Genomic DNA, 18,417 nt, shown 5'->3' with positions numbered 1-18,417 from the left:
TTTTTTAAAGAAATCCACCCACGAAACCACGGAGATAAGGTATAAGGTCCGGCATGCTGGCTGGACGACCATACCAGGCATTGAAAGGAACCTCACAACCTTTTAGCCGTTGCAAGCTAGCCGTCTCTGAATCAATTCAGGAGTATTATTATGGTTTCTATGACTAATGATCGAATTCGGATCAAGCTCAAGGCTTACGATTACCGTATCCTTGATAAAGCTGTAACTGAGATTGTGGACACTGCCCGCAATACCGGTGCCGCAATCGCTGGACCCATCCCATTGCCTACACAGATTCACCGCACAACAGTGCAGAAGTCTGTGCACGTAGACAAAAAGTCTCGTGATCAGTTTGAGATGCGTATCCATAAGCGCCTGCTTGATATCCTTGAGCCCACCCAACAGACTGTTGATGCACTAGGTAAGCTTAGCTTGCCAGCAGGCGTTGACGTCGAAATCAAGCTATAGGGAGGCTCAACATGGCAAAAACTATCGGATTACTCGGTAAAAAATTGGGCATGACCCGCGTGTTCTCTGACGATGGTAGCATTGTACCAGTCACAGTTCTCGAAATCGGACCATGTCCTGTTATTCAGGTTAAGACTGAAGAGAAGGAAGGCTATAACGCCATCCAGATCGGTTACGATTCGCTGCCTGAGCGTAAAGTGAATAAGCCCTCTAAGGGACATCAGGAAAAAGCTGGTAAAGGCTATTTCCGTCACCTACGTGAATTCCCGCTTGAGTCAGTAACTGATTATGAACTTGGCCAGGAAATCTCTGTTGATATCTTTACTCCAGGTGAGAAGGTAAAAGTTACCGGAACATCAAAAGGTAAAGGTTTCCAGGGTGTAATGAAGCGTTGGAACTTTAAGGGTTCTAAAGCTTCTCACGGTGCTGAAAAAGTACATCGTTCTCCTGGTTCAATCGGCCACGCTACTTTCCCTGGTAAAGTCTTTAAGGGTAAAAAAATGCCCGGTCAGATGGGTAATGAGCGCGTTACTGTTTCCAACATTGAAATCGTAGACGTGCGCACCGAGGAAAATGTTCTTGTGGTAAAGGGACAAGTTCCTGGACCTAAGAACGGATTGGTGATGATCCGCAAGACCAGCTAGAGGAAATAATACATGGCTACCATTACTATATACGATCAAACGAATAAGGACGTCGGGAGCATGGATCTTGCTCCGGAAGTTTTCGAAGTTCCGGTCAAGCCCGAAATCCTACACCTTGTTGTCCGTGCTCAGCTCGCTGCAAAGCGTAGCGGTACTCATGCCACGAAGACTCGTGCCATGAAGCGCGGCGGTGGCGCCAAGCCTTGGCGTCAGAAAGGTACAGGACGCGCACGCGCAGGTTCAACACGCTCCCCGCTTTGGCGCGGAGGTGGTGTAACTTTCGGACCACAGCCCAGAGACTACTCCTTCAAGGTTAATAAAAAAGTTCGTCGTCTTGCTCTCAAGATGGCTCTTACAGCAAGATTCAGCGAAGAGAAGCTGATGATTGTTAAAGACATCGAACTTCCCGAGATTAAAACTAAGCTTTTCGCTCAGGTTGCAGAAACTCTCGGACTCTATAAGGCCTTGATAATTGTCAAGGATGCTGATAATAAACTCCTCCTTTCTGCGAGGAATATCCCAGGCATCAAGATGATCTCCGCTGACCAGATAAATGTTTATGACATTTTGCGTCATCGTCAGGTTGTTATGCTTGAGAATGCAGCACAGGATCTGCAGGAGAGGTTGAAATAGTCATGGACTATACTCAGATTCTTATCAAACCGGTCATTTCGGAAAAGGCCACTGACATGAAAGAGACTTCTAATCAAGTCACTTTTATTGTGCTGCCATCCGCCAATAAGGTTGAAATCAAAAAAGCTGTCGAAAGCGCTTTTGATTGCAAAGTCGATTCCGTACGTATTGTTCGGAAAAGACCTGGTCTTCGCAGGAAGTTCGGCCGCGTTGTCGGGAAGCAGTCCGGCTACAAAAAAGCTTATGTTAAGCTTTTAGCTGGCGAAAAAATCGAATTCTTCGAGGGAGTTTAAGAGATGGCTACTCGTAAACTAAAACCTACCTCACCTGGTCGCCGGTTCCAAACGATTTCCACTTTTGAGGAAATCACAAAGACCACACCGGAAAAAGCGCTTACAAAGGGCTTGACCAAAAAGGCAGGTAGAAATAATAACGGTAGAGTTACTTCACGTCATCGCGGCGGTGGTACTAAGCGTCTTTACCGTATCATTGACTTCAAGCGTAACAAAGTTGAAGTTCCAGCAACTGTTGCATCCATTGAATACGATCCCAACAGAAGTGCTCGTATCGCTCTGCTTCATTACGCAGACGGTGAAAAGCGCTACATTCTTGCACCGGTTGGTCTCAACCAGGGTGACAAGATTCTTGCAGGAGAAAAGGCCGACATTAAACCCGGTAATGCTCTCCTCCTCAAGAACGTACCTGTTGGTACTATCGTTCATAATATAGAATTGCATCCCGGTAAGGGCGGACAGTTTTGTCGCGCTGCCGGAACTTATGCTCAGCTTGTGGCGAAAGAAGGTAAGTATGCTCTTATGCGTATGCCTTCCGGTGAAGTCCGCAAGGTTCTCGCAACTTGTTGTGCAACTGTTGGTCAAGTTGGTAACATCCAGCATGAAAAGATCAACATTGGTAAAGCCGGACGTAACCGTTGGCTTGGTCGTAGACCAAAAGTCAGAGGTGTTGCAATGAACCCAGTCGACCATCCACTCGGTGGTGGTGAGGGTAAAAGTTCCGGTGGTAGACACCCTTGTTCTCCGTGGGGTATGCCTGCTAAGGGTTACAAGACTCGCAACAAGAAGAAACCTTCTTCCAAGCTCATCGTTAAACGCCGCGGGCAGAAGTAGGAGACTGTAATGCCAAGATCACTGAAAAAAGGCCCGTTTATAGACGATCATCTGCTTAAAAAGGTCGTAAAGTCTCAGGAATCAGGAGACCGCAAGGTTATCCAGACCTGGTCTAGACGTTCAACTATCATTCCAGAAATGGTAGGTCTGACCTTCGCAGTTCACAATGGCCGTAAGTTTATTCCTGTCTTCGTCACAGAGAACATGGTAGGACACAAGTTAGGTGAATTTTCACCAACTCGTACTTACTATGGACATGCGGCAGACAAGAAAAGCAAAGCCAAACGCTAGAAGGTGTTAAGCAATGGAAGCTAGAGCTGTTGCAAAATATATGCGCATTTCCGCTCAGAAAGTGCGCTTGGTAGCGGAAAACATCAAGGGAAAGCCTGTTGAGGAAGCTCTCAACATTCTGAAATTCACACCCAAAAAGGGTGCCGAACTACTCAGTAAAGTGCTTTATTCTGCAGTTGCTAACGCAGAGCAGATTCCCGGAGTGGATGTTGACACTCTCCGTGTAGACATCGTCAAAATTGACGAAGGTCCAACATGGAAGAGAATTCAGCCTAGGGCTATGGGACGTGCGTTCAGAATACTGAAGCGTACGAGCCATATAACCGTCGTAGTAAAAGAATCGTAGGGTAAAGTCATGGGTCAGAAAGTACATCCATACGGTTTCAGACTTGGTTATACCAAGAACTGGCTATCTAGGTGGTTCAGCAAAAAGGACTACCCAGCTTTCGTCATAGAAGACGACAGCATTCGTAAATATGTGAAAGAGAAGATCTTTCATGCAGGAGTAGCTAAGATCGAGATCGAACGTGCCGGTGGCAAGATTCGTCTCATCATTCACACTGCTCGTCCCGGTATTGTTATCGGACGTAAAGGTGTGGAGATCGAAAAGCTCCGCAATGATCTTCGTCAAAAATATAATAAAGAATTTGCCTTAGAAGTAAGTGAAATTCGCCGCCCTGAAACTGACGCGCAGCTTGTCGCTGAGAATATTGCTCAGCAGCTAGAACGCCGTGTAGCTTTCCGTCGTGCGATGAAGCGTACTGTTGGTCTTGCTCGTAAATTCGGAGCAGAGGGAATCAAGGTTGCATGTGCTGGTCGTTTGGCTGGTGCTGAAATTGCTCGTACCGAATGGTACCGCGATGGCCGTGTTCCCCTTCAGACTCTTAGAGCTGATATCGATTATGGTGTTGCGAGAGCAAGTACTACATATGGTGTTATCGGCATTAAGGTCTGGATCTTCAAAGGAGAAATTCTTGACCACGAGGTGAAATTATAATGCTTTCACCTAAAAAAATGAAATTCCGTAAGCGCCAGAAAGGGCGTAACAAGGGTAAAGCTCAGCGTGGCTCCACGATCGCATTTGGTGATATCGCCATTAAGACATTGGAGCACGGAAAACTGAGTAACAACCAGATTGAAGCCGCACGTATCGCTATTATGCGACACATTAAACGTGGTGGACAAGTCTGGATCAGGGTTTTCCCTGATGTGCCTGTTACTGCCAAGCCTGCTGAAGTCAGACAGGGTAAAGGTAAAGGTTCCGTAGTTGGTTGGTGTGCACCAGTCAAACCAGGACGCATTCTCTACGAAGTAAAAGGTGTTGACCTTGCTCTCGCTAAAGAAGCCCTAGTTCGTGCATCTCACAAGCTTTCTGTCAAGACTACTATTGTAGTTAAGGAGGGTTTGTAAAATGAAGACTAAAGAACTACGTGAACTCGATACTGCTGCTCTAACTGAGAAACTTGCCGCTGCTAGATTGGAGCTTTTTAATCTCCGCTTTAAGCATGCAACTGCTCAGTTGGAAAATACCCAGAGACTAGTCGAAGTCAAAAAAGACATCGCTAAGATTCAGACCCTTCAGCGTGAAAAGGAACTGGGAGTATAAGCCATGGCAGAGCTTAATTTAAAAGGAAACAGGCGTGTGCTTAGCGGTAAAGTTGTCAGCGATAAAGGCGATAAGACTATTGTCGTTCGTGTTGAGACTCTCGTTAAACACCCCTTGTATAAAAAATTCATTCGTCGTCACACCAAATTCATGGCTCACGATCCTGCTAATGAGTGCGTTATTGGCGACAAAGTACAGATTGTAGAATTCCGTCCCCTTAGCCGGCGCAAAAGGTGGCATTTGGATAAAATTCTGGAAAAAGCAGTTTAGGGGTATAAGCCATGATTCAGGTAGAATCCAGACTAGACGTAGCAGACAACTCTGGCGCCAAAAAGGTTCTTTGTATTAAAGTCCTTGGGGGCTCAAAGAGACGTTACGCAAGTGTCGGAGATATTATTGTGGTTTCCATAAAGGAAGCTATGCCCCATTCCAAAGTGAAGAAGGGCTCCGTGATGAAAGCAGTCGTTGTACGCACCAGAAAAGAAATTGGTCGTCCTGACGGGTCTTACATCAAGTTTGACAATAACTCTGCCGTTCTTCTGAACAGCTCAATGGAACCAGTGGGGACTCGAATTTTCGGTCCCGTAGCAAGAGAGTTGAGGTCTAGCGGCTTCATGAAAATAGTATCTCTTGCTCCTGAAGTTCTTTAAAATCCTTATCACGAGAGAAGGTTAACGGCATGAACAAGATACATGTTGATGACAAGGTTATGGTCATCGCCGGCAAGGATAAGGGGAAGATCGGCAAGGTCCTTAAGATCAACCGCAAAAAGGACACAGTCCTTGTAGAGCAGGTTAACACGGTTTCTAGGCATACAAAGCCTAACCCGTACGCTAACCAGCCTGGCGGAATTGTTGAGAAAGAAGCCCCTCTTCACATCTCTAACATTCAGGTTGTGTGCCCATCGTGCACAAAGGCAACCAGAGTTGGAGTTCGTGAAACCAAAGATGGAAAGAACGTCCGTTTTTGTAAAAAATGTAACGAAATTCTCGACTAGGGTCTTGCGATGACACGTCTCGAAAAAATATATACGGACAAGGTCGCCTCGGTTCTTAATAAAGAATTCGGGTACAAGAGTTCAATGGAGATTCCTTCTATCAAGGCTATCTCACTAAATATTGGACTCGGCGAAGCAAGCCAGAACGCAAAGCTCATTGACGGGGCTGTGTCTGAACTAACTGCACTGGCAGGTCAGAAAGCTGTCGTCACTAGAGCCAAGAAATCCATCGCGGCTTTTAAGCTTCGCGAAGGCATGCCAGTAGGCGCCCGTGTAACCCTTCGTAGGGATTACATGTGGGATTTTCTTGATAAACTCGTTAGTTTTGCGCTTCCACGCGTACGTGACTTCCGTGGAATACCTGACAAAGGTTTCGATGGACGCGGCAACTTCACCCTCGGTATCAAGGAATTAACCATATTCCCTGAAATACAGCTTGATAAAATCGAGCTCACCAAAGGGATGAACGTGACGATTGTCACTACTGCTAAAACTGACAAAGAAGGCAAGATGCTCCTAGAGCTTCTTGGAATGCCCTTCAAGAAATAGGAGGTCAGTGTGGCCAGAACAGCGTTAAAAGTTAAGGCTCGACGTAAACCAAAGTTCAAAGTGCGCGGATATAATAGATGTCCAATATGTGGACGTCCACGTGCATTCCTGCGGAAATATGGCGTATGCCGTATTTGTTTCAGGGAAAAGGCCCTCGCGGGTGAACTTCCCGGCGTGCGTAAAGCCAGCTGGTAATATAAGGAGTTTAAAATGCCTGTTGTCGATCCAATCGCCGATATGCTGACTCGTATTCGTAATGCACACGGAGCTTATCATAAGTCCGTGTTCATTCCCGGGTCAAAAATCAAAACCGCTATTGCGGGTATTCTTAAAGATGAAGGTTATATCGTAGACTTCACAACTGAAGAAAAAGATATCACTGTTAATCTTAAGTATGTTGATGGAAAATCGCTTATTAGCGGTATGAAAAAAATCAGCACACCCGGCCGGCGTGTATTTGTAGGCGTTGAAGATATTCCCAGTGTCCTTAATGGACTAGGGATTTGCATACTTTCCACTTCAAAGGGCGTAGTTGACGGAGTCAAGGCGAAAGACTTGAACGTCGGTGGCGAGCTCTTGTGCGAAATCTGGTAGAGAGGGTTTAAGATGTCCAGAATTGGAAAAAAACCTATCGATATACCTTCAGGTGTGGAAGTTACTGTCGGAACTGATTCAGTTTCCGTCAAAGGTCCTAAAGGATCTATTTCCACTCCTATCCACTCAATGATCAGCTACAAAGTAGCCGATGGAGTGGTAGAGGTAATGAGGTCTGGCGAAACTCGCCAGGAATGTGCACAACATGGCCTGCATCGCACACTGCTTTTCAACTGTATTGAAGGAGTCGCAAACGGCTTTTCAAAAACATTGGAAGTAATTGGTGTCGGTTATAAGGTATCTGTACAGGGTAAGAATATCATACTTAATGTAGGATTTTCACACCCAGTTCAGTTCCCGCTTCCTGCTGGCATAGAAGCCAAAGCAGAAGGTAGCAAGCTAACTGTCAGCGGAGTTGATAAACAACTCGTTGGCGAAGTTGCAGCACAAGTTCGTCGCGTACGACCACCTGAGCCTTACAAAGGCAAGGGTATCAAGTACATTGATGAACAGATCAGACGTAAAGCCGGTAAGTCCGGTAAATAATAGGGTACAGCCATGAAAATGACTAAAGAACAGACAAGACGCCGCAAGAAGATCCGCATCCGTAAAAAGATCAGTGGAACAGCTTCTCGTCCGCGTCTCGTTGTTTTCCGTTCAAACAAGCACATTTACGCTCAGCTCGTAGATGATCTTGTTGGCAAAACCATGACAGCATCCTCTTCATGTGCTCTTTCTAAGGGTGATGAAGCTGTGAAGCTCACCCGTAAGACCGCTGAAGCTGTTGGTATGGATATAGCTGCCAAGGCTAAGGAACTGAATATCGACAAGGTCGTCTTCGACCGTGGCGGATATATCTATCACGGCAGAGTCAAGGCTCTTGCAGACGGCGCTCGTGAGGGCGGCCTGAAATTCTAAACTTATGGGAATCTCCATGGAACAGAATGATCTAGGTCTGATTGAAAAAATCGTTTATCTCAACCGAGTCGCTAAAGTGGTAAAGGGCGGAAGAAGGTTCTCCTTCAGTGCCCTGGTTGTGGTAGGTGACGGTAAAGGTCAAGTCGGTTTCGGACTTGGTAAGGCTAACGAAGTTCCTGAAGCTATTAGAAAAGCTTCTGAAAGAGCACGGAAAGATATGATCACCGTGCCTCTTCTCGACGGAACACTTCCTTACGAAGTACTGGGCCGTTACGGTGCTGGACGTGTTATGCTTAAACCTGCATCAAAGGGTACTGGTATTATTGCCGGTGGACCTGTGCGTGCGGTTTTAGAAGTAGTAGGCGTTCACGATATCCTTACAAAGGCTATCGGCACTAATAATCCGCATAATGTCCTTCGCGCAACTATTGCCGGACTTGCTTCACTGCGTAGCGCAGAAGAAGTGTCTGTGCTCCGCGGGAAGAAAGTTGTGACTCCCAGAAAGTAGGAGTACTTACTATGCTTAAAGTAAAACTTATTCGCAGCAAGATCGGTTGCAATCCTAAACAGCGCAAGACACTTATTGCTATGGGACTGCGCAAGATCAGGCAAGAGAGAAGCTTTGAAGATAACCTCGTAATCCGAGGCATGATCAATAAAGTTTCCCACCTTGTGGAGGTAACTGAATCATGAGGCTGCATGAATTATATCCGTTCCCAGAGGAACGTAAAAATCGCAAGCGCATAGGTCGCGGCGGCGGATCCGGAACTGGGGGTACCTCAGGAAAGGGTCATAAGGGTCAGAACGCACGTTCTGGCGGTGGTGTTCCTGCCTGGTTCGAAGGTGGACAGATGCCTCTTGCTCGTCGTTTACCTAAGCGTGGTTTCAAGAATCCTTTCCGTGAAGAGTATGTAGCTCTGAACTTAGGTCAGCTTCTTGGAGCATTTGAAGGCAAAACTGAAATATCTCTTCAGGATATTTACGAACGTGGTCTTTGCAAAAAGAACGGTCTCGTAAAGATTCTTGGAATGGGAGAGGTTACTGCTGCGATTACTATCGAAGCACACCGTTTCAGCGCGTCTGCATCTGAAAAAATCACCAAGGCCGGAGGAACGGCCAAAGCCCTGGAAGGATAATCGTGGCAACTGCTGGAGTTGATAATCTTTCCCGACTGCCGGAACTGAAGAAAAAAATCCTTTGGACTTTTGCTCTTCTGGCTGTCTACCGGATCGGGATTCATATCCCGGTCCCTGGCGTAGACAGCGCAGCATTAGCCGATTTCTTTGAGAGTGTTTCTAACACTCTCTTCGGCATGTTTGACATGTTTTCCGGTGGCGGGTTGAGTAATATGTCCATATTCGCGTTAGGGATTATGCCTTATATATCCGCGTCTATTATTATACAACTTCTTAATGTAGTAAGCCCTGACCTTAAGCGGCTTAGCCAGGAAGGAGCTCAAGGGCGTAAAAAGATCACACAGTATACCAGATATGCAACTGTATTGATTACTATCGTACAGGGGTTTGGTATTGCCATGGGACTTGAAAGTATGGTTAGTCCCACTGGTACACCTGTTGTTCTTGCAGCTGGGTGGTCCTTCCGTCTTATTACTATAATTACTTTAACTGCAGGTACTGTCTTTCTTATGTGGCTCGGTGAACAAATGACCGAGAAAGGTATTGGAAATGGCATATCTATGATCATCTTTGCAGGTATCGTGGCTGGATTACCATCTGCCATTTATAATACCGTAAGATTAATGCAAGCTGGTGAGATTACTCTCTTCCTGCTTATTTTTATCTTAGCATTTATGGTCGCTATCCTCGCATTTATCGTCTTTATGGAAAGAGGGCAACGTCGAATACCTATCCATTATGCAAAACGCATGATGGGACGCAAAATGATGGGTGGTCAGACAACACATCTGCCACTTAGAATTAACACCGCTGGTGTTATTCCTCCCATCTTTGCATCTAGTATTCTACTATTTCCTTCTACCTTGGCTAGTTTCTCAAACAACGAATGGTTATCTAAGATGTCTGCGTATTTTACGCCTGACTCTGTGATATACAATATCGTTTTTATATCCCTGATTATCTTTTTCTGTTACTTCTATACTGCGATCATTTTTGATCCTAAAGGGATTTCAGAAAATATTCAGAAACAGGGTGGCTTTATCCCTGGTATACGCCCGGGTGTTAAAACTCGTGAGCATATTGATCGGGTTCTTGCACGGATTACCCTCTGGGGATCCATTTATGTCGCAGCCATCTGTGTACTTCCTATGTTGTTAATCTCGCAGTTTAATGTTCCTTTTTATTTTGGAGGAACAGCTCTGTTGATTGTAGTTGGTGTTGCCATGGACTTTATGGGCAAGATTGAATCCTACTTGATTTCACGTCAATATGACGGACTCATGGGTAAGGGAAGCAAGGTTAAAGGCAGGTAAGAGCTTTGAAAAAGTACAGAGGGATTTACCTCAAGAATGAAAAAGAGATTGGCCTCATGCGTGAGGCCAATCGTCTTGTTTCTACGGTCTTAGATATGCTTGGTGATGCAATTAAACCTGGTATTACAACTATGTCATTAGAAGATATAGCTGGTAAAGCCTGTGAAGATTTTGGAGTTGTTCCAGCCTTCAAAGGGTATCATGGTTTTCCTTTTGTTTTATGTTGCTCAGTAAATGAAGAAGTAGTTCATGGATTTCCTTCCAATGAACGAATTCTTAATGAGGGCGATATTGTCAGTATAGATATGGGTGTTGTCTACAAAGGTTTTTTTGGAGACTCTGCTCGTACTTATCCTGTTGGAACAATTTCTGCTACGGCTCAAAAACTACTTGATGTTACCCGTGAATCCCTGATGAAGGGGATTTCCATGGCTCATCCGGGAAATAATCTTTATGATGTTTCTCGTGCGGTGCAGGAGCATAGTGAAGAAAACGGATTTGGTGTTGTTCGAAGGTTTGTCGGTCATGGGATTGGTCGCAATCTACATGAAAAGCCCGAAGTTCCTAACTTTGTGCCAACCGGTATGCCTGGAGTTAACCTCAGAACGGGAATGGTCATAGCCATCGAACCGATGGTTACTGAAGGATCATATGAGATAGAAGTTCTATCTGATAAGTGGACCGCAGTAACCAAAGATAGAAAGCTGTCTGCCCATTTTGAGCACACCATTGCTATTACTTCAGATGGTCCGATTATATTGAGTCAGTCATAATTTTTATATAAATACTCTACAGGGCTTGATTTTTGTGATTTAGTTCTGTATAAGTCACTTTCTAAATTTCGAGGCAACGGAAGACTAGGCATGCGCTCAATTTCCTTTTAGCCGGGTAATTGAGACATCATTGGCCCACCGTCGGCTAGCTCCCGATTGGTTAACTGTTAAACTGCATTAGTGGAGACGGTCATGAAAGTAAGACCATCTGTTAAGAAGATTTGTCCCAAATGCAAAGTAATCAGACGCAAAGGTGTTCTTAGGGTGATATGTGAAAACCCAAGACACAAACAGCGTCAAGGATAGAGAGGTATACCTGTGGCTCGTATCGCTGGAGTAGACCTTCCGAAAAATAAGCGTTTGGATATTGCACTGACTTACATCTTTGGAGTAGGTCGCACAACTGCACTCAAGATTCTTGATACCGTAGGTATCGATTGGACATTGAAAACTGATGACCTTAGTGGTGAACAGGTCAATACCATTCGTAAAGAACTTGAAGATAACTATAAAGTTGAAGGTGACCTCCGTCGCAATCAAGTTGCTGATATTAAGCGCTTGATGGACATTGGAAGTTACCGTGGACTCCGCCATCGTCGCGGACTGCCCGTACGCGGACAGAGCTCCAAAACCAACGCAAGGACCCGCAAAGGTCCACGTCGCTCAGTAATGAGTAGGAAGAAGAAATAATTAAGATCATCCGCAGATTTAGGGCCAGATTTTGATCAGGTCATTTCGCTGCTGATATAAATTCAACTCATCTGGAGAGAATGGTATGGCTAGACCTCGCCGTTCCGGCAAGAAAAAAGAGAAAAAGAATGTTCCTGTGGGCCTCGCTCACGTTAAAGCAACATTTAATAATACTATAATTACCTTCACTGATTTAAAAGGTAACGTAATCAGCTGGGCCACTTCTGGTGCATCCGGTTTCAAGGGATCTAGAAAATCTACTCCCTTTGCTGCTCAGGTAGCTGCTGAAACCGCCGCTAGAAAAGCTCAGGACCAGGGTATGCGTACCGTGGGTATTTTTGTAAAAGGCCCCGGTTCCGGTCGTGAGGCTGCTATGCGCGCCATCGGTAACATCGGTATGAAGGTGAACTTCATTCGCGATATCACGCCCATACCGCACAACGGCTGTCGTCCGCCGAAGCGCCGCAGGGTCTAACGTTCGCAGGAGAATAACCTTGGCTAGATATACAAAAGCAAAATGCAGACTTTGCCGTAGAGAAGGGGAAAAACTCTTCATCAAAGGCGATCGCTGCTTTACTGATAAGTGTTCATATGAACGTCGTCCATACGCCCCTGGTATTGCAGGACGCATGAGAAAGAAAATGAGTGACTACGCTATTCAGCTTCGAGAGAAGCAGAAAGTGCGTCGCATGTACGGTATCCTTGAAGGGCAGTTTCGCGGTTATTTTAAGCGCGCAGACTCCATGAAAGGGGTTACTGGTGCGAATCTCCTCATTATACTTGAAAGTCGCCTCGACAACACTATTTACCGCTTGGGATTCGCTAACTCTCGCAATCAGGCTCGCCAGCTTGTGAGACACGGCATTTTCAAAAAGAATGGAAGACGTGTTAACATTCCTTCCATGCAGGTAAGCCCCGGTGATGTCATTGAGGTTCGTGATGAAGCCCGTAAGATACCGGTTATTCTCGAAGCTCAGGAAGTTATTGCTCGTCGCGGTTGCCCAGAGTGGCTTGAGTCCGACGGTGCAGCTTTCAAAGGCGAAGTAAAAGCGATGCCGACTAGGGAAGACATACAGTTCCCTATCAACGAACAGCTGATTGTCGAGCTGTACTCCAAATAAGAAGGATTAGTGCATGCTTATTCAAGACGGTGACAAACTCATCAATACACGCAACTGGGCCGAGCTGGTAAAGCCGGAACAGCTTGTGCGCGATTCCAAGTCCAACGAGCTTTATGGGAAGTTCATTTGTGAACCCTTGGAGCGTGGATTTGGCACAACCATAGGCAACTCCCTTCGTCGGGTACTCCTTTCTTCAATGCAAGGAGCAGCTGTGGTTGCTGTTAAGATAGAAGGCGTACAGCACGAATTCACTACCATTGAGGGTGTGATGGAAGATGTCACTGAAGTCGTGCTGAACATCAAACAGATTAGATTCGCAATGACTACTGATGAACCCCAGTTCCTTAGCCTTTCGGTTAATAAGCAGGGTGTCGTCACCGCAGCTGATATTCAGGAAAACCAGAACGTTAAAGTCCTCAATCCTGAGCAGACTATTGCGACTCTCTCTGAGAAAATGGTACTCGATATGACTTTCGAGATTCGTATGGGTAAGGGATACGTTCCTGCCGATATGCATGAAGGCTTAGCAACTGAGATTGGTCATATTCAGACTGATTCAACCTTCTCTCCAATTCGTAAGGTAGCTTACAGTGTAGAGCAGGCTCGTGTCGGACAAATGACTAACTTTGATAAGCTTGTACTTGAAGTCTTTACTGATGGTTCCGTCACTCCTGAAGATGCGGTTGCATATAGCGCCAAAATTCTTAAGGAACAACTTTCTGTCTTCATCAATTTTGATGAAATGGGCTCTGAACAAGAAGAGTCTAAGGAAAGTGATCTTGATTTGAACCCTAATCTGTTCAAAAGTATCGATGAACTTGAATTATCAGTTCGTGCGACTAACTGCCTCAAGGCTGCTAACATTCGAATTGTTGGCGAACTTGTTCAGCGAACAGAGCAGGCCATGCTTAAGACCAAGAACTTCGGACGTAAGTCTCTCGACGAAATCCGTAGAGTCCTTGACAGTATGGAGCTCAAGTTCGGGATGCCTTTAGAGGATTTCGACAAAAAGCATCAGGAATGGCTGAAGAGGAAAGAGAAAAATGAGGCATAAAAAGTCAGGAAGAAAGTTCAATAGGACCGGTTCCCACAGGAAAGCCATGTTCCGTAACATGGTCCGCTCACTGTTGACTTATGAACATATGCGTACCACTGAGCCTAAGGCAAAGGAATTGAGAAGTTTTGCAGAAAAACTTATCACCCTTGCTCTCCGTAACGACTTGCACTCTAGACGTCTTGCATACAAGACTCTTGAGAATCACCAGCTCGTTCAGAAGCTCTTTGATGAAATCGGCCCTCGCTTTATTGGCGGCGGCGGTGGTTACACCCGTATTATCAAGCTCGCTGAGCCACGTAAGGGCGATTGCGCTCCTATGGTTATCATCGAACTTACAAAACGCGCTGAAGCTGTTACAGCTGAAGCAACTGAGACTCCTGTAAAGGAAGCTCAGGAAGCATAAATTATGCTCTTCAAAAGGGACGGAATTTATTCCGTCCCTTTTTTTTGTCTATGGTTATAGATATTTTCGATGAGAGGGATCAGTATGGACCTAAGAAGACTTGAAGCTTTTTGTAAAGTTTATGAATTAAAAAGCTTTTCTAAGGCTGGAAGAGATCTTTTTCTTTCACAGCCAACGATAAGTGCTCATATCTCTACTCTTGAGGAAGAACTAGGTGTGCAGCTTTTTGACAGACTTGGTCGATCAATTATGTCTACACAAGCTGGTGAAGTGCTATATCGTAATGCAAAGGACATTTATGAGCTCATTGGCAAAGCTCATTCAGAAATCAATTTGTTACGGGATAAAGTTGTAGGTGATTTGGATATCGGAGGCAGTTCGATTCCATCACATTACCTTTTACCAGGCATTTTGTATGATTATTGTAAAAAATTTCCTGATGTCAGAATACACATGTCTGTTGGTGATACAACGGAGATTTTGAATAAAATCCGATCCGGAGAGCTTATTCTAGGTGTTGTAGGTGCTGCAACTGATGCTCCTAATATAGAATTTGTTCCGATAATGCGTGATAAGCTTGTTATCGTAGCTCCACCTGTTCTCGTTCAAAATTACGATGGTATTGTTGATATTCAACAGTTGGCAGAACTACCATGGGTTATGCGTGAAGGTGGCTCTGGAACCCGCAAGGCTCTTGAAGCAGGGCTGGCAGAGCTCGGCACCAGTATTCGCGATCTAAACGTTACCGTCTGGGTTGAATCCACTCAGGCCGTTGTTCAATGCGTAAAGGCGGGTCTTGGCATAAGTGTTACATCTCTGCTTGCAGCACAGCCTCTCATCGATTCGGGTGAGCTTATTCATATTACTGATTTGCCTTTGAATCTAGAACGCAGTTTCTATCTAGCTCATCTCACCGGTAGAGAATTCTTTCCGGCTGTCCGTTATTTTATTGATCACGTTAAAAATAGCACTTTTGAATAGACTTTTTTGCTAATAAAAAAAGGGTATGTAAATTACATACCCTTTTTTTGTCTTAAGATGAGTCTTATTAAATACTATAATTCAATAAAATTTAAGCTTGGAACATGTTCTATCTGCCCTGTTTTGTATAAATACTTAGCAAATATTTTGAGTCCCTCTATTTCGTTTTCTTCTAGATTGTAGACTAGTCCTTCAAAGTAAGATTTCATTTCAACAGGTGATAAGATACTCTTTTCAGATGTTATTTCAGACATTTGGTCTATATTCTCCTGTCCCCATTCTTTCGCTTCAATCAAAATATTTACAGCCTCGATGATTTCTTTCTTATTAGCTAGGTCTTTGCGTACGATCCATACTCCAAAAATAAATGGCAGTCCTGTCCACTCGCGCCATGCTTCCCCTAGATCTAATTTGTATGGGTAATCTTCATGGTTGCGCAGGTTCAGGGCTTCGTCTCCTATCGCTAAGATTGCGTCAGGGCGCTGTCCTGAAGCTAATAGTTCTGAAGCCTTTCCTGTTTCATAAACAGGTTTAATTGGTATGTGTTCGCTAAAAAGAATTTTGAGCAGTGCCGCTGATGTATGCGTCTGAGAACTTACCAGAATTTTAGAACCATCTAAATCATGAATCGGTTTTTGGCTAAGCAACAGAACAGATTGTACTGGTCCACAACTACCAATGGCAATGTTTGGGATTAATTCATATTGCTCAGAATGCCGTAGGTATTCGATTGATGATGCAGAAGAAATATGAAGTAAGCCTTCCGCCATCAACTTATTGAGTTGAGCAGGTGGGCCATAGAAAAAGTTAAAATTATTTTCTATGAGGTTTGATTCAAGTGGGTAATAAATCGGTAAAACATTTAAAAAAGACATTCTACCGACTTTAATTACATCAGCCATTACTTGACTCCAGCAACCCGTATTTCATGTTCCTTTGTCTAGGAGTAAATCCTGCTTTTGTTATCAGGTTAGCTATCTCGCCTTCAGATAATCTGAAACTGACCCCAGCAGCTTTTACAACATTCTCTTCTATCATTGTAGATCCGAAATCGTTACCGCCATAAAACAGTGCGAGCTGAGCAATCTTAGGTCCCATTGTTACCCACGACACTTGCAAGTTGTCGAAGTTATCAAGCACAATTCTTGAAATTGCGAGAATACGTAAATATTCTACACTCGTCATTCTTCGTGCGTTGGGAATGTTTGTATTATCGGGCTGAAAAGTCCATGGAATGAAAGCTGTGAATCCGCCAGTGCGGTCCTGTACTTCACGTAGTGCAAATAAATGTGCGATTCTGTCTACAGGTTTTTCCTCATGACCGAACATCATGGTAGCGGTGGTCCTAATTCCCAAATTGTGAGCTGTTTCCATCACGCCAAGCCACTGTTCTGTAGAACATTTATTAGGAGCAATTTTTGTGCGCACTTCGTCTACAAGAATTTCAGCGCCGCCGCCGGGAATAGACGCAAGTCCTGCTGAGATTAAGCGCTTGAGAACTGCTTCAACTGAAATGCCTTCCAGTTCGCTGAAAAATACTATTTCAGGTGGTGAAAATGCATGAATGTGCACAGGGTAATTTTCTTTTATAAAGCGCAGCATGTCTTCGTAGTAAGTCAGCGGAAGATCAGGATTATGGCCACCCTGCATCAGGATTTGGGTACCGCCTAGATCGACGGTTTCTTGAAGCTTTTGCCCAAGCTCTTCACGGCTTATGACGAATCCGCCTTCCTGTTCAGGAGCGACATAAAAAGCACAGAATTTACACCCGCAAGTGCAGATATTTGAGTAATTAATATTACGGTCGACTACGTACGTAACATTCATATTAGGGTGCTTCGCCATCCTGATTTGATGGGCCATACTTCCCAGATCAAATAAATCAGCTTTTTCAAGCAGAGTATTTGCATCGTCAAAATTTATTCTTTCGCCTGCCGCAATTTTTGCTCCTATTTCGAGCACTTCAGCAGGACTTTGAGTAAGACTTGTCATATTGAATATCCTCTTGGTCTAGGAAATCTCATTAAAAGCAGCATCGCGTTCCACTGGAACAAATCCGCAGCCGAGAATCATTTCTTCAAGCTCTTTTCTTCCCAGAGCCTGCTCGGATGATGCGCCTGCCATGTGCCCAATTTTTTCCTCAACAACAGTTCCGTCAAAATCGTCAGCACCATAGTGAAGCGCTGCTTGGGCCTGCTTAACCGTCAGCATAACCCAGTACGCTTTTATGTGAGGAATATTATCGAGCATTAATCTGCTGATTGCGATTGTTTTAAGCTCATCAATTCCGGTCAGCGGATTGTCAATTTTGAGGGCGCTGTTTTCAGTGAGAAATGGAAGAGGGATAAAGCAGTTAAATCCGCCTGACACGTCTTGTTGCTTACGAAGTTGGTCAAGATGGTCGAGCCTGTCCGCAACGGACTCAACGTGCCCGAAGAGCATTGTACAGTTCGTGGTGTAGCCGAGTGAATGTGCTTCTTCGTGAATTCTAAGCCAATTATCACCATCGAGCTTTTTCGGACAAATTTTATTACGGGTTTCCGGCGCAAAAATTTCAGCACCGCCGCCGGGAAGCATTTCAACTCCAACAGCGCGTAACTTTTCCAAAACTTCTTTTGAAGAAATTCCTTCAATCTCTGCGAAGTGCGCAATTTCGACTGCGGTAAAGCATTTAAGAGTTGCCTGAGGGTATTCTTTCTTAACCGCTATAAATGACTTTTCAAAAAATGAGAGAGGAATATCGGGATGGCAGCCACCGACAACATGAATTTCACGCGGAGCTACTGGCGCACTGCGGAGTTTTTCAAGTATATCGTTTTGGGATAGCTGAAAAGATCCATCCTCGCCGCGCTCACGTGCGTAGGCACAAAATTTACAACCGTTAATACAAATATTTGTATAGTTGATATGGCGGTTGAGTACGTAAAACGTTTTGTTGCCATGAAGTTTGCGTCTGACAATCGATGCGAGTGCGCCAAGTGCCGTAAGGTCTGTGCAATCGTAAAGGGTGCGACCGTCTGCAATCGAAAGCCTTTCACCAGCCAGAACTTTATCCAGAATGGAGCCAAGTCCTATTTTTTCGAAATATTCTTTTGTAATCATAAGTTCACCTTTGT

General features: G+C 44.7%; 33 protein-coding genes. 30 read left to right on the top strand and 3 right to left on the bottom strand.

Going from position 1 to position 18,417, the window contains the following annotated elements; genetic code table 11:
- Nucleotides 1–150 precede the first annotated feature (150 nt).
- From rpsJ to BR06_RS0102090, 30 genes are all read left to right on the top strand, one after another.
- Nucleotides 151–468: a 30S ribosomal protein S10 gene (gene rpsJ / locus BR06_RS0102225; protein ID WP_031479691.1), complete on the top strand. Its 318-nt coding sequence runs from the start codon at nucleotides 151–153 to the stop codon at nucleotides 466–468.
- Between the two features lie 11 nt (nucleotides 469–479).
- On the top strand, nucleotides 480–1,112 hold the full coding sequence (gene rplC / locus BR06_RS0102220; RefSeq protein ID WP_031479689.1) for a 50S ribosomal protein L3: 633 nt from the start codon (nucleotides 480–482) through the stop codon (nucleotides 1,110–1,112).
- A gap of 12 nt (nucleotides 1,113–1,124) precedes the next feature.
- Nucleotides 1,125–1,745 (top strand): 50S ribosomal protein L4, encoded by a 621-nt coding sequence (gene rplD, locus BR06_RS0102215; protein WP_031479687.1) that lies wholly within the window; start codon nucleotides 1,125–1,127, stop codon nucleotides 1,743–1,745.
- 2 nt (nucleotides 1,746–1,747) lie between these two features.
- The gene (gene rplW, locus BR06_RS0102210) at nucleotides 1,748–2,038 is read left to right on the top strand and encodes a 50S ribosomal protein L23 (RefSeq protein ID WP_031479685.1); all 291 of its coding nucleotides are present in this window, start codon (nucleotides 1,748–1,750) and stop codon (nucleotides 2,036–2,038) included.
- A 3-nt stretch (nucleotides 2,039–2,041) separates the two neighbouring features.
- Entirely contained in the window at nucleotides 2,042–2,872 is an 831-nt protein-coding gene (gene rplB, locus BR06_RS0102205; protein ID WP_031479683.1) for a 50S ribosomal protein L2, read from the top strand.
- A gap of 9 nt (nucleotides 2,873–2,881) precedes the next feature.
- On the top strand, nucleotides 2,882–3,163 hold the full coding sequence (rpsS, locus tag BR06_RS0102200; protein WP_031479681.1) for a 30S ribosomal protein S19: 282 nt from the start codon (nucleotides 2,882–2,884) through the stop codon (nucleotides 3,161–3,163).
- Between the two features lie 13 nt (nucleotides 3,164–3,176).
- Complete coding sequence (gene rplV, locus BR06_RS0102195; RefSeq protein ID WP_031479679.1) at nucleotides 3,177–3,509, top strand: 50S ribosomal protein L22; 333 nt, start codon at nucleotides 3,177–3,179, stop codon at nucleotides 3,507–3,509.
- Between the two features lie 9 nt (nucleotides 3,510–3,518).
- A complete protein-coding gene (rpsC, locus tag BR06_RS0102190) occupies nucleotides 3,519–4,160 on the top strand; it encodes a 30S ribosomal protein S3 (RefSeq protein ID WP_031479677.1) in 642 nt (213 codons plus the stop codon).
- Nucleotides 4,160–4,573 (top strand): 50S ribosomal protein L16, encoded by a 414-nt coding sequence (gene rplP, locus BR06_RS0102185; protein WP_031479675.1) that lies wholly within the window; start codon nucleotides 4,160–4,162, stop codon nucleotides 4,571–4,573. Before rpsC ends, rplP begins: the two co-directional genes overlap by 1 nt.
- Before the next feature lies 1 nt (nucleotide 4,574).
- Complete coding sequence (gene rpmC / locus BR06_RS0102180; protein WP_031479673.1) at nucleotides 4,575–4,769, top strand: 50S ribosomal protein L29; 195 nt, start codon at nucleotides 4,575–4,577, stop codon at nucleotides 4,767–4,769.
- Between the two features lie 3 nt (nucleotides 4,770–4,772).
- Nucleotides 4,773–5,039: a 30S ribosomal protein S17 gene (gene rpsQ, locus BR06_RS0102175; RefSeq protein ID WP_031479671.1), complete on the top strand. Its 267-nt coding sequence runs from the start codon at nucleotides 4,773–4,775 to the stop codon at nucleotides 5,037–5,039.
- Between the two features lie 11 nt (nucleotides 5,040–5,050).
- Entirely contained in the window at nucleotides 5,051–5,419 is a 369-nt protein-coding gene (gene rplN, locus BR06_RS0102170; RefSeq protein WP_031479669.1) for a 50S ribosomal protein L14, read from the top strand.
- Nucleotides 5,420–5,448: 29 nt separating this feature from the next.
- The gene (rplX, locus tag BR06_RS0102165) at nucleotides 5,449–5,766 is read left to right on the top strand and encodes a 50S ribosomal protein L24 (protein ID WP_031479667.1); all 318 of its coding nucleotides are present in this window, start codon (nucleotides 5,449–5,451) and stop codon (nucleotides 5,764–5,766) included.
- A 9-nt stretch (nucleotides 5,767–5,775) separates the two neighbouring features.
- Nucleotides 5,776–6,315, top strand: a complete 540-nt coding sequence (rplE, locus tag BR06_RS0102160) for a 50S ribosomal protein L5 (protein WP_031479665.1) — start codon at nucleotides 5,776–5,778, stop codon at nucleotides 6,313–6,315.
- A 9-nt stretch (nucleotides 6,316–6,324) separates the two neighbouring features.
- A complete protein-coding gene (locus tag BR06_RS20040; RefSeq protein ID WP_084153995.1) occupies nucleotides 6,325–6,510 on the top strand; it encodes a type Z 30S ribosomal protein S14 in 186 nt (61 codons plus the stop codon).
- Nucleotides 6,511–6,525: 15 nt separating this feature from the next.
- Nucleotides 6,526–6,909: a 30S ribosomal protein S8 gene (rpsH, locus tag BR06_RS0102155; RefSeq protein ID WP_031479664.1), complete on the top strand. Its 384-nt coding sequence runs from the start codon at nucleotides 6,526–6,528 to the stop codon at nucleotides 6,907–6,909.
- Between the two features lie 12 nt (nucleotides 6,910–6,921).
- A complete protein-coding gene (rplF, locus tag BR06_RS0102150) occupies nucleotides 6,922–7,455 on the top strand; it encodes a 50S ribosomal protein L6 (protein ID WP_031479663.1) in 534 nt (177 codons plus the stop codon).
- Between the two features lie 12 nt (nucleotides 7,456–7,467).
- Nucleotides 7,468–7,827, top strand: coding sequence for a 50S ribosomal protein L18 (gene rplR / locus BR06_RS0102145; protein ID WP_034602725.1), 360 nt, complete (start codon nucleotides 7,468–7,470; stop codon nucleotides 7,825–7,827).
- Nucleotides 7,828–7,843: 16 nt separating this feature from the next.
- Complete coding sequence (rpsE, locus tag BR06_RS0102140; protein WP_084153994.1) at nucleotides 7,844–8,335, top strand: 30S ribosomal protein S5; 492 nt, start codon at nucleotides 7,844–7,846, stop codon at nucleotides 8,333–8,335.
- A gap of 11 nt (nucleotides 8,336–8,346) precedes the next feature.
- Nucleotides 8,347–8,520: a 50S ribosomal protein L30 gene (gene rpmD, locus BR06_RS0102135; protein ID WP_031479660.1), complete on the top strand. Its 174-nt coding sequence runs from the start codon at nucleotides 8,347–8,349 to the stop codon at nucleotides 8,518–8,520.
- Nucleotides 8,517–8,963 (top strand): 50S ribosomal protein L15, encoded by a 447-nt coding sequence (gene rplO / locus BR06_RS0102130; RefSeq protein WP_031479659.1) that lies wholly within the window; start codon nucleotides 8,517–8,519, stop codon nucleotides 8,961–8,963. The genes rpmD and rplO overlap by 4 nt, the downstream gene beginning before the upstream one ends.
- 2 nt (nucleotides 8,964–8,965) lie before the next feature.
- Nucleotides 8,966–10,276, top strand: a complete 1,311-nt coding sequence (secY, locus tag BR06_RS0102125; RefSeq protein ID WP_031479658.1) for a preprotein translocase subunit SecY — start codon at nucleotides 8,966–8,968, stop codon at nucleotides 10,274–10,276.
- Nucleotides 10,277–10,281: 5 nt separating this feature from the next.
- Nucleotides 10,282–11,049, top strand: coding sequence for a type I methionyl aminopeptidase (gene map, locus BR06_RS0102120; protein WP_031479657.1), 768 nt, complete (start codon nucleotides 10,282–10,284; stop codon nucleotides 11,047–11,049).
- A gap of 192 nt (nucleotides 11,050–11,241) precedes the next feature.
- Nucleotides 11,242–11,355 (top strand): 50S ribosomal protein L36, encoded by a 114-nt coding sequence (gene rpmJ, locus BR06_RS20035; RefSeq protein ID WP_005027799.1) that lies wholly within the window; start codon nucleotides 11,242–11,244, stop codon nucleotides 11,353–11,355.
- A 12-nt stretch (nucleotides 11,356–11,367) separates the two neighbouring features.
- Nucleotides 11,368–11,739 (top strand): 30S ribosomal protein S13, encoded by a 372-nt coding sequence (gene rpsM / locus BR06_RS0102115; protein ID WP_031479656.1) that lies wholly within the window; start codon nucleotides 11,368–11,370, stop codon nucleotides 11,737–11,739.
- An 85-nt stretch (nucleotides 11,740–11,824) separates the two neighbouring features.
- On the top strand, nucleotides 11,825–12,214 hold the full coding sequence (gene rpsK, locus BR06_RS0102110; protein ID WP_031479655.1) for a 30S ribosomal protein S11: 390 nt from the start codon (nucleotides 11,825–11,827) through the stop codon (nucleotides 12,212–12,214).
- A 19-nt stretch (nucleotides 12,215–12,233) separates the two neighbouring features.
- Nucleotides 12,234–12,860, top strand: a complete 627-nt coding sequence (gene rpsD, locus BR06_RS0102105) for a 30S ribosomal protein S4 (RefSeq protein ID WP_031479653.1) — start codon at nucleotides 12,234–12,236, stop codon at nucleotides 12,858–12,860.
- A 13-nt stretch (nucleotides 12,861–12,873) separates the two neighbouring features.
- On the top strand, nucleotides 12,874–13,914 hold the full coding sequence (locus tag BR06_RS0102100; RefSeq protein WP_031479651.1) for a DNA-directed RNA polymerase subunit alpha: 1,041 nt from the start codon (nucleotides 12,874–12,876) through the stop codon (nucleotides 13,912–13,914).
- On the top strand, nucleotides 13,904–14,320 hold the full coding sequence (gene rplQ, locus BR06_RS0102095; protein ID WP_031479650.1) for a 50S ribosomal protein L17: 417 nt from the start codon (nucleotides 13,904–13,906) through the stop codon (nucleotides 14,318–14,320). The genes BR06_RS0102100 and rplQ overlap by 11 nt, the downstream gene beginning before the upstream one ends.
- A gap of 84 nt (nucleotides 14,321–14,404) precedes the next feature.
- Nucleotides 14,405–15,301: a selenium metabolism-associated LysR family transcriptional regulator gene (locus BR06_RS0102090; RefSeq protein ID WP_031479648.1), complete on the top strand. Its 897-nt coding sequence runs from the start codon at nucleotides 14,405–14,407 to the stop codon at nucleotides 15,299–15,301.
- A gap of 74 nt (nucleotides 15,302–15,375) precedes the next feature.
- Here the strand turns inward: BR06_RS0102090 and BR06_RS0102085 are convergent, their stop codons facing one another.
- From BR06_RS0102085 to mqnE, 3 genes are read right to left on the bottom strand one after another with little or no spacing between them, the layout of a single operon-like run.
- Complete coding sequence (locus BR06_RS0102085; RefSeq protein ID WP_031479646.1) at nucleotides 15,376–16,203, bottom strand: menaquinone biosynthetic enzyme MqnA/MqnD family protein; 828 nt, start codon at nucleotides 16,201–16,203, stop codon at nucleotides 15,376–15,378.
- Complete coding sequence (mqnC, locus tag BR06_RS0102080) at nucleotides 16,196–17,293, bottom strand: cyclic dehypoxanthinyl futalosine synthase (protein WP_031479644.1); 1,098 nt, start codon at nucleotides 17,291–17,293, stop codon at nucleotides 16,196–16,198. The genes BR06_RS0102085 and mqnC overlap by 8 nt, the downstream gene beginning before the upstream one ends.
- Before the next feature lie 18 nt (nucleotides 17,294–17,311).
- On the bottom strand, nucleotides 17,312–18,403 hold the full coding sequence (gene mqnE, locus BR06_RS0102075) for an aminofutalosine synthase MqnE (protein WP_031479642.1): 1,092 nt from the start codon (nucleotides 18,401–18,403) through the stop codon (nucleotides 17,312–17,314).
- Between the last annotated feature and the right edge of the window lie 14 nt (nucleotides 18,404–18,417).

The sequence above is a fragment of the Maridesulfovibrio frigidus DSM 17176 genome (assembly GCF_000711735.1).
In the GTDB taxonomy this organism is placed as follows: domain Bacteria; phylum Desulfobacterota; class Desulfovibrionia; order Desulfovibrionales; family Desulfovibrionaceae; genus Maridesulfovibrio; species Maridesulfovibrio frigidus.
This window is presented reverse-complemented; position numbering and strand designations above follow the sequence as displayed.